This is a genomic window from Deltaproteobacteria bacterium PRO3 (genome assembly GCA_030263375.1).
In the GTDB taxonomy this organism is placed as follows: Bacteria; UBA10199; UBA10199; order DSSB01; family DSSB01; genus DSSB01.
Genome location: SZOV01000119.1, coordinates 1 through 8,010, shown reverse-complemented (window position 1 = coordinate 8,010; position 8,010 = coordinate 1). Strand labels below are relative to the sequence as shown.

Genomic DNA, 8,010 nt, shown 5'->3' with positions numbered 1-8,010 from the left:
GACCTCCAGGTCCTTGACGAACGCCATCGCCACGACGGCTGGCCGTATCGGAACGCGGAGTACCTGTTCTATCAGACGCTGTTCGGGGCCTGGCCCATCGAAGTCGAACGCGTGACGGCCTACATGCAAAAGGCCAGCCGCGAAGCCAAGGAACACACCACCTGGACCAATCCGAATCCAGCCTATGAGTCGGCGATGGAGCATTTCGTCAAGAGCGTCATGGCCGACGAGGCGTTCATCGCCGATTTTGACGCATTCGTGCAGCCTTTCGTCAGGCCCGGGCGGATCAACTCGCTGGCTCAGACGCTGCTGAAACTGACCGCCCCGGGTGTTCCCGACATTTACCAGGGTACGGAGCTGTGGAGTCTCACGCTGGTCGATCCCGACAATCGCCGTCCGGTGGATTACGAGCGGCGCCGACGACTGCTGGAAGGGATGAGGCAGGCCGTGCAGATGTCCATCTCGACCTTCAGCCAGCTACGGGAACGCTCGGGCATGAGCTCGCTCACCGGGCGCGGCGTCTTGTCGGGGTACTGGATCGTCACCGGCTTGCGCACCATGTGGCTGAGCGTGATCGTCAGGCCCTCGAAGATGGAGGTGGCCGCCTGCCGGATGTTTTGAAAGTACTGACTGACCGCCGATTGCGACATAAATCTCAAACTCCGCTAGACGAAGGGGTTCAGCTGGACCTCGGCGCGGGAGACGCGGATCTGCCAGAGCACCCGATAAAAATAGTAAACCGTGATCACCGCCGCGAGGGCCGTGAGGAGGTAGCGCATCATCGGCGCGCCCTGCGGGAAGAGCATCATCCAGATCGCGGTCCCGATGACGCAGACGAAGCCGATCGGGACGAGATACTTCCAGCATAGGCTCATCAGTTGGTCCATGCGGATGCGCGGCAGCGTCCAGCGCAGCTGGATGACCAGGAAGATGATGACGAGGCACTTGATCTGGAAGAAGAGCAGCTGCACGACCTGGGTCAGCCAAACTCCGACCGAGCCCGTCGCCGCCGCCAGGCTCGCCGGGATCTGCCAGCCGCCCAGGAAGAGCGTCGTCAGGATCGCCGCCATCACGTAAAGGTTGGCCCATTCGGCGAAGAAGAAGAACACGAAGCGCATCCCCGAGTATTCGGTGTTGTAGCCGCTGACCAGCTCGCTCTCGGCCTCGGGCAGGTCGAAGGGGGCGCGGTTGCCCTCGGCGACCAGGGCGGTGAAGAGGATGAAGAAGGCGATCAGGCAGAAGGGATTGTCGAAGAGGAACCACTGCCAAGGGTGCGGTCCTTGGCGCGAGATGATCGTCTGCATCGAGAGGCTACCGGCCAGCAGCAGCACCGTGAGGGCCGCCAAACCCGCCGGGATCTCGTAGCTGATGACCTGGGCCGCGGCGCGCATCCCGCCCAGCATCGACCACTTGCTGCCCGAGCCCCAGCCCGCCATGACGAGGCCGACGACGGTGAGCGAGGAGGTCGCGAAGATGTAGAGGATGCCGACGTTCAGGTCGGCGACGATCAGCTTGCTGGCGAAGGGCAAGGCGACGAAGGTCGTGAACATGCCCAAGAAAACCAGGTAGGGCGCGATCACGAAGAGCGGCTTGTCGGCGTCCTTCGGGATCAGGTCTTCCTTGAGCAGGCTCTTGATGCCGTCGGCCAGGAACTGCAAGATGCCCTGCGGGCCGACGCGGTTGGGGCCGATGCGGTCCTGCATGCGGCCGGCGATGCGGCGCTCGATGAAGCTCAAGATGCCGGCGAAGGGCGAGACGAAGAGCATCAGCACCACGGCGGCGATGCCGAACTGGACCAAGGCCTGCACGACCCAAAGCGGGGCGCCGTAGAGGTAGTTTTCGTGAAGGTATGTTGCCAGCTGTTCCATGTTAATCGTTTCGTTGCTTTCCGACGCCTACCGGTCGATCTCCGGCGCCACCACGTCGAGGCTCGCGATCAAGGTGACCAAATCCGCGATCATCATCCCGCGGCTGACCTTTTGAATGATCGACATCCCGGTGAACGAGCCGGTGCGGATCCTCAACCGGAAGGCCTTCGGCCCGCCGTCGCTGATCAAATAATATCCGATGTCGCCGCGCGAGGACTCGGTGCGCACGTAGGCCTCGCCCGCGGGCGGCTTGAGCACCTTGGGCATCTTGGCCAGGATGTCGCCCTCGGGGATGCGCGCGAAGCACTGGCGCAGAATCTTGATCGACTCGCGGATCTCGCGGACGCGCACGATGTAGCGGTCGAAGCTGTCGCCCAGCGTGCCCTGCTCGCCGCGACCGACGATGACGTTGAAATCCAGCTCGGGGTAGATCGAATAAGGCATGTCGCGACGCAGGTCGAAGTCGACGCCGGAGGCGCGCAGGTTGGGGCCGACCAGGTTGTAGGCGACGGCGTCCTCGCGGCTGATGACGCCCACGTTGGCCAGGCGCTCGACGAAGATCTTGTTGCCGGTGACCAGGCGCTCGAACTCGTCCCATTGCGGCTCGAACTGGTCCAGCCAGGCCAGCGAACGCTCGCTGAAGCCCGGCGGCATATCGTAGGAGACGCCGCCGATGCGCACGTAATTGTAGGTGAGGCGCTGGCCGCAGAGGGCCTCCATCAGGTCGTTGACCTTCTCGCGCTCTTTGAGGGCGTGGATGAAGGGCGTGGCCGCGCCGACGTCCATGGCCAGGGCGCCGACCGAAAGCAGGTGCGAGATGATGCGGTTGAACTCGGCGGCGATGACGCGCAGGTATTCGGCGCGCTTCGGCACCTCCAGCCCCAGCAGCTTCTCGACGACCATCGCGTAGCCCTGGTTGGCGTTCATCGCCGACAGGTAGTCCGCGCGGTCGGTGTAGGGCATGAAGCCGTTGTAGTCGCAGATCTCGCCGATCTTCTCGATGGAGCGGTGCAGGTAGCCGACGTCGGGCAGGGCCTCGCTCATCACCTCGCCGTCGGTCTTCACCACGAAGCGGATGACGCCGTGGGTGGAGGGATGCTGCGGGCCCATGTTGAGCAGCATTTCTTGGGTTTGAATCGCCATCGAAAAATCCTAATTACGAATTCAGCAGCGACGGCCGCGTCGTCGCCATGCCGTGGTAGTCCTCTTGCTCTTTGTAATCCTTGCGCAGCGGGTAGCCCACCCAATCGTCCGGCAGCATGATGCGGCGCAGGTCGGAGTGCCCATCGAAGATCACGCCGACTAAGTCGAAGGCCTCGCGCTCCTGCCAGTTGGCGGTGGGATAGACGCCCTCGACCGTCGGCACGCGGGCGTTGGCCTTGGGCACCCGGACCTTGAGGGTCAGGGAGTGCCGCTTGGGATACGAAAATAAATGATAGACCACGTCGAGGTCGTCGGGCGGGGCGTCGACGCCGGTCAGATTGCTCAGGCAGTCGAAGGCCAGCATCGCGTCGTCGCGGCAGAAGGCGAGGATCTCCGCGATCTTCGCCGCGGGCACGGTGAGAAAGGGATCCCCCGCGCGGTCGGTCGTGGGGACCGAACCCTCAAACTTCTCCTGCAAAACTTTGGCGATCTCGTCGAAAGTCATCTGCTTCCCTTTAGCTCGCGCGCCGCGCGAACTTTTCTTTCATCATCTTTTCTTGGATCTTGAGCAGCCCCTGCGTGAGGGCCTCGGGCCGCGGCGGGCAGCCCGGCACGTAGACGTCGACCGGGATGATCTTGTCGACGCCCTTCACGACCGAGTAGGCCAGCTGGAACAGGCCGCCGCAATTCGCGCAGCTGCCCATCGAGATCACGTACTTGGGCTCGGGCATCTGCTCGTAGAGGATCTTGGTGCGCAGGGCCATCTTGTAGGTGAGCGTGCCGGCGACGATCATCAGGTCGGACTGGCGCGGGGTGGCGCGGAATACCGCGCCGAAACGGTCCAGGTCGGACCGCGGACCGCCGGTCTGCATCAGCTCGATGCCGCAGCAGGCCAGGCCGAAGAGCAGGTACCACACCGAGGAGGCGCGGGCCCAGTTGAGGACGTCGTCCACCTTGGTGGTCACGATATTGTCGGGCAACTGCCCTTTTAGGGTCGGAAACATATCAAATCACTCCGCTTACCGGCCTCAGCCGGCTTGGCCGCGAATCAGGGTCGCCGTCTCGGGCGTCGCCTTGCTCAAACGCTCGTCGGGCACCACATTCTTAAACCATTTCAAGTCGCCTTTGACCCAAACGTAGAGAAGTCCGACGAACAGAATCAAGGCGAAAATCAGGATTTCGACGAGGGTCAGCCAGCCCTCGCCCTTGGCCACGGCGTCGCGGAAGGTCACCGCCACCGGGTAGACGAAGGCGATCTCGACGCTGAAGATGACGAAGGTGATGGCGACCAGGTAGTAGCGGAGGTTGTAGTTGATCCAGGCCCCCTGTACGGGGACCTCGCCGCATTCGTAGATGAGCTCTTTTTCGGGGGTGGGAAAGGACGGGCGCAGCAGGCGGCTGAGCAGGAGACTCACCCCGACAAAGCCCGCGCCGACGAGGATAAACACCAAGACATTCGCAAAGTTAAATATCATATCCATTCACCCGCAAAAAGGCGCCGGAGCTATAAGATAGGCCTCCGGACGCGTCAAGAAAATATGGGAAAAACGCCTAGGATTTTGGGGGAAACGGGAGAGAGATGGGGGACGGCCCGCGGGCTCAGTTGAGCTTGCCCTTCACGAACTTCTCGATCTCGAGCATGCTGTCGTTGTACAGGCCCTGAAATTGGACGGCAACCCCGCGGCGATCGTCGACGCTCTCGCTGCGGAGGATCTCGGCGCTCATCTTGACGGGGTTTTTGCGGTTGGGGAGGTGGATGACAACGTCCAGCTTGTGCTGATCGCCCAGCTTGTCGGGATCGACGAGGAGGAACATCCCGCCGCAGCTGATGTTGGAGCTGGTAGTCTGCACCGTCTCGCTGCCCAATTCGAGATCGACGGGCAGTTCCGCATCCACTCGGCGAAAAATTCTCTTCTCGATGTAATTCACGAAGCCCTCGAACAAGCCATCACCTTCATTCTAAACTCCCGGCCGGCGCGGCGCCAGTGGCTTCGGGGCAAAAAACCTCGAAAATGATCTTTCGCCTTTTCGCCACCGCGTCCGCGACGGGGGAATTTCGCTTCATGCCTGGAAAAGAACCGGAACCTTCGAGAAAGCGCTTTAGTGAATTATCCACAAGCCTGTCAACATCTTAAAATAACGCCCCGCGTTGCCCGAGGCTCTGTACGGACATTGACTAACTGCGTTAGATCATTCGGCTTTTGAAATGACTAATTTTTTCAGAAGGGACGCTCCTCGGGGCCTCTTGCCCAGAAAATCGGCGCCTTCGCTTCCTTGACACGGCGAAAGGCAAAAACCGATAATCGCAAGACATGCAGGAATACGTCTCGATCACCCGTTTGCAAGACTACATCGGCCGCAAGGTCGAGATCATCGCCTTCGAAATCTCCTACATGGGCATCTTGACGCACGTCGATTACGACAGCGGGACGCTGAAGATCGTGGACGGCGAGGACTTCGCGATCCTGGAGATCGAGCGGGTGGAGTCGTTCAGTTTGATCGAATGAAGAGGGGCCGCGTCACTGCAGGCCGATGTTGGTCACCTGGATGTCGCGCTTCCGCGTGAAATCCGAGACCTTGATGAAGAGTTCGTCTTCCTCGCGCTTCGAGGACTTCAAATCCGAAATGATGCTCTTGGCGACGTTGGTGATGGAGACCTTCGAGCCCGTGCCCTGCGGCGTCACCTTGACGGCGATGCGGTAGTAGGCCCCGACGGTGCCGAAGTCGCGGCGGCCGAAGACCAGGACGTAGTGCGAGTCCGCGGTGGTGGGCTGCCAGTAGGTCTCGAGGGTCAGCGCTTTATCGTCGACTTCCTTGAGGGAGTAGCCGCGGAAAACCAAGGCCTCTTTGGCGGCGCGGAAGGCCTCTTCGGGCGGAACCGAGTAATACTTCACGACGGCCTCGGCCTCTTGGATGGTGCCGTAGAGGGCCGGTTTGCTGCAGGCGGCGAAGGCGACGCAGAACAACAGGGCGATGCGGACGACGTTAACGAGTTTCATGATTCCTCCCTCTGCGATAGATTAGCACGAGCAGCGCCGCGATGAGAAGGATCGCGCTGATGAATTGCGAAGTGCTGAGCCAACCCCGCAGCACGAATCCCCGCTCGGCGTCTCCGCGCAGGGCCTCGACGGCGATGCGCACAAACGCGTAAGTGATTAAGTATAGAAGAAGAATTTGCCCGTCAAACGCTTTCTTGCGGCTCTTCCAGGCGAGGAAGGCGAAGATCAAAAATTCCGCCGCCGACTCGATCAGCTGCACCGGATACAGGGGAATACCGGCCGGGGCCAGGCCCTCCGGGCGTTCAGGAAAGACCACCGCGTACCAGGCATGGGGGTCGCAGGTGCGGCCGTGGCAGCAGCCCGCCAGGAAACAGCCGATGCGCCCAAAGGCGTGCCCCAGGGCGACGCCCGGCATGAAGACGTCCGCGACCTTCCAAAAATTGAGCCGGTGCCGCTTGAGGTAGAACCAGGCGACGAAAATGCAGGCGATCAGGCCGCCGTAGAAGACCAGACCGCCCTCCCAGACCCGGAAGGCGGCGAGCGGGTGCTCGGCGTAGTAGCGCCAATCGACCGCGATGAAGACGAGCCGCGAGCCGACGATGGCCGCGATCATCAGCCAGAAGGCCAGGTCGACCATGGCCGCGACAGGAATGCCGTCGCGTTTCGATTGGTAACGTATCCAGGCCAAGGCGGCGAGGAAGCCGACCGCCACCATCAGCCCGTAGGCATGGACCTTGAGTCCCCCGGCGATCGGTATCTCGAATAGTACCGGATGCATGGCGGCAACATGGCCTCATGGATGAGTCTTTACAAGCGAATTTCTCCCTGCAAGACTGCCCGCGTGAAGCAGTTACGGCCATGGCTCTTGCTACCTCTGGTGTTGACCTGCCTCGGCGCCTGCCAAAGCGGCGGCCCGGATGCGGGTTCCCCGACGCCCTCCCCCAACCCATCGTCCACTCCCTCGCCCAGCGCCGTGCCGGAACCGCGGGCGGAATTCTTCAGCTTCGGGGATTGGGGCACGGGGACGCCGAGCCAATTCGAGGTCGCCGCCGCAGTCGAGGCCGATTGCGCAACTCGGGGTTGCGACTTCGGCCTGCTCTTGGGGGACAACTTCTATCCGACCGGAGTCAGCTCCGTCGCCGACCCGCAGTGGCAGGACAAATTCGAAAATGTCTACGACGGCCTGGCGGGACCTTTCTATGTGGTGCTGGGCAATCACGACTACGACGGAAACGAGCAGGCTCAAGTCGACTACACGGCCACGCAAACCCGATGGAAGCTCCCGGCCCGAGCCTATTCCGTGCGTATCCCCGAGGGTTCCGTCCAGCCGCTCTTGGAGATCTTCGTCATCGACAGCAACGCCTTCGACCCCGTCGCGGCGACCGCCCTGCAAAACTCCCTGAATGCCTCCAACGCGACCTGGAAGCTCCTGGCCCTGCACCATCCTATTTACAGCAACGGCCTCCACGGCGACGACTCGGCCGGCATCAATGCCCTGTTGGTTCCCGTGATCTGCAACCGCGTCGACGCGGTGTTAGCGGGCCACGACCACCTCTTCTCCCACCTCGACGACCCGAACGACGGCTGCGCCTTTCGGCAATTCGTAATCGGCACGGGCGGCAAGGACCTCTACGCGACCAATTCGGACCCGAGGGCCGTCTTTTCGGAGTCAACTTTCGGCTTCGGGCGATTCGAGGTTGAAACTCACCGGCTCTACATGGAATTCCGCCGCAGCGACGGCAACCTCGCCTATTCCTTCGAAGCCACAAAATAAAAGAATAAAAAAATTTCCCCCCAACAGCACAAGCCCCTAGCCGGGGGCGATATGTCCCTAAGCGGGACCCTCCGAAAAGCCGATCACCTTAAGGCCTTATAATATCGGCTTTTCGGCGGAGGCCGGACCCCCGGCCTGAGATACCGTCTTGCTAGTCAAGCTGCAAAAGCAAGCAATGGGTCAAAAGGTTTATTATTCTTCAGGACACCATAGATTATGTGAAGCA

Annotated in this window: 10 protein-coding genes; 2 read left to right on the top strand and 8 right to left on the bottom strand. The window is 61.5% G+C overall.

Going from position 1 to position 8,010, the window contains the following annotated elements; translation table 11 throughout:
* Nucleotides 1-665: 665 nt before the first annotated feature.
* The 6 genes from nuoH to FBR05_13605 form a co-directional block, all read right to left on the bottom strand.
* Complete coding sequence (gene nuoH / locus FBR05_13630; protein ID MDL1873217.1) at nt 666-1,868, bottom strand: NADH-quinone oxidoreductase subunit NuoH; 1,203 nt, start codon at nt 1,866-1,868, stop codon at nt 666-668.
* A 27-nt stretch (nt 1,869-1,895) separates the two neighbouring features.
* Nucleotides 1,896-3,011 carry an NADH-quinone oxidoreductase subunit D gene (locus tag FBR05_13625; GenBank protein ID MDL1873216.1) on the bottom strand — a complete coding sequence of 372 codons (1,116 nt, stop codon included), beginning with the start codon at nt 3,009-3,011 and terminating at the stop codon, nt 1,896-1,898.
* A gap of 13 nt (nt 3,012-3,024) precedes the next feature.
* A complete protein-coding gene (locus FBR05_13620) occupies nt 3,025-3,516 on the bottom strand; it encodes an NADH-quinone oxidoreductase subunit C (GenBank protein MDL1873215.1) in 492 nt (163 codons plus the stop codon).
* Between the two features lie 10 nt (nt 3,517-3,526).
* Nucleotides 3,527-4,015: an NADH-quinone oxidoreductase subunit B gene (locus FBR05_13615; protein MDL1873214.1), complete on the bottom strand. Its 489-nt coding sequence runs from the start codon at nt 4,013-4,015 to the stop codon at nt 3,527-3,529.
* A gap of 24 nt (nt 4,016-4,039) precedes the next feature.
* Nucleotides 4,040-4,492: an NADH-quinone oxidoreductase subunit A gene (locus tag FBR05_13610; protein MDL1873213.1), complete on the bottom strand. Its 453-nt coding sequence runs from the start codon at nt 4,490-4,492 to the stop codon at nt 4,040-4,042.
* A gap of 118 nt (nt 4,493-4,610) precedes the next feature.
* Nucleotides 4,611-4,955: a PilZ domain-containing protein gene (locus FBR05_13605; protein ID MDL1873212.1), complete on the bottom strand. Its 345-nt coding sequence runs from the start codon at nt 4,953-4,955 to the stop codon at nt 4,611-4,613.
* Nucleotides 4,956-5,323: 368 nt separating this feature from the next.
* Here FBR05_13605 and FBR05_13600 point away from each other — a divergent pair, with 368 nt between their 5' ends.
* Nucleotides 5,324-5,518 carry a hypothetical protein gene (locus FBR05_13600; protein MDL1873211.1) on the top strand — a complete coding sequence of 65 codons (195 nt, stop codon included), beginning with the start codon at nt 5,324-5,326 and terminating at the stop codon, nt 5,516-5,518.
* A gap of 12 nt (nt 5,519-5,530) precedes the next feature.
* On the opposite strand, the gene FBR05_13595 is transcribed toward FBR05_13600, so the two are convergent.
* Nucleotides 5,531-6,010 carry a hypothetical protein gene (locus tag FBR05_13595; protein ID MDL1873210.1) on the bottom strand — a complete coding sequence of 160 codons (480 nt, stop codon included), beginning with the start codon at nt 6,008-6,010 and terminating at the stop codon, nt 5,531-5,533.
* Nucleotides 5,997-6,788 (bottom strand): prolipoprotein diacylglyceryl transferase, encoded by a 792-nt coding sequence (gene lgt / locus FBR05_13590; protein MDL1873209.1) that lies wholly within the window; start codon nt 6,786-6,788, stop codon nt 5,997-5,999. The genes FBR05_13595 and lgt overlap by 14 nt, the downstream gene beginning before the upstream one ends.
* Here lgt and FBR05_13585 point away from each other — a divergent pair.
* The gene (locus tag FBR05_13585; GenBank protein ID MDL1873208.1) at nt 6,783-7,784 is read left to right on the top strand and encodes a hypothetical protein; all 1,002 of its coding nucleotides are present in this window, start codon (nt 6,783-6,785) and stop codon (nt 7,782-7,784) included. The two genes, lgt and FBR05_13585, sit on opposite strands and share 6 nt — an antisense overlap.
* The last annotated feature ends 226 nt before the right edge of the window (nt 7,785-8,010 follow it).

What these genes read in the sequence shown, in the direction of transcription:
- FBR05_13625 (MDL1873216.1), bottom strand. Translation starts at nt 3,011, where the DNA reads ATGGCGATTCAAACCCAAGAAATGCTGCTCAACATGGGCCCGCAGCAT.
- FBR05_13585 (MDL1873208.1), top strand. Translation starts at nt 6,783, where the DNA reads ATGCATGGCGGCAACATGGCCTCATGGATGAGTCTTTACAAGCGAATT.
- FBR05_13610 (MDL1873213.1), bottom strand. Translation starts at nt 4,492, where the DNA reads ATGGATATGATATTTAACTTTGCGAATGTCTTGGTGTTTATCCTCGTC.
- FBR05_13620 (MDL1873215.1), bottom strand. Translation starts at nt 3,516, where the DNA reads ATGACTTTCGACGAGATCGCCAAAGTTTTGCAGGAGAAGTTTGAGGGT.
- nuoH (MDL1873217.1), bottom strand. Translation starts at nt 1,868, where the DNA reads ATGGAACAGCTGGCAACATACCTTCACGAAAACTACCTCTACGGCGCC.
- FBR05_13615 (MDL1873214.1), bottom strand. Translation starts at nt 4,015, where the DNA reads ATGTTTCCGACCCTAAAAGGGCAGTTGCCCGACAATATCGTGACCACC.
- FBR05_13595 (MDL1873210.1), bottom strand. Translation starts at nt 6,010, where the DNA reads ATGAAACTCGTTAACGTCGTCCGCATCGCCCTGTTGTTCTGCGTCGCC.
- FBR05_13600 (MDL1873211.1), top strand. Translation starts at nt 5,324, where the DNA reads ATGCAGGAATACGTCTCGATCACCCGTTTGCAAGACTACATCGGCCGC.
- lgt (MDL1873209.1), bottom strand. Translation starts at nt 6,788, where the DNA reads ATGCATCCGGTACTATTCGAGATACCGATCGCCGGGGGACTCAAGGTC.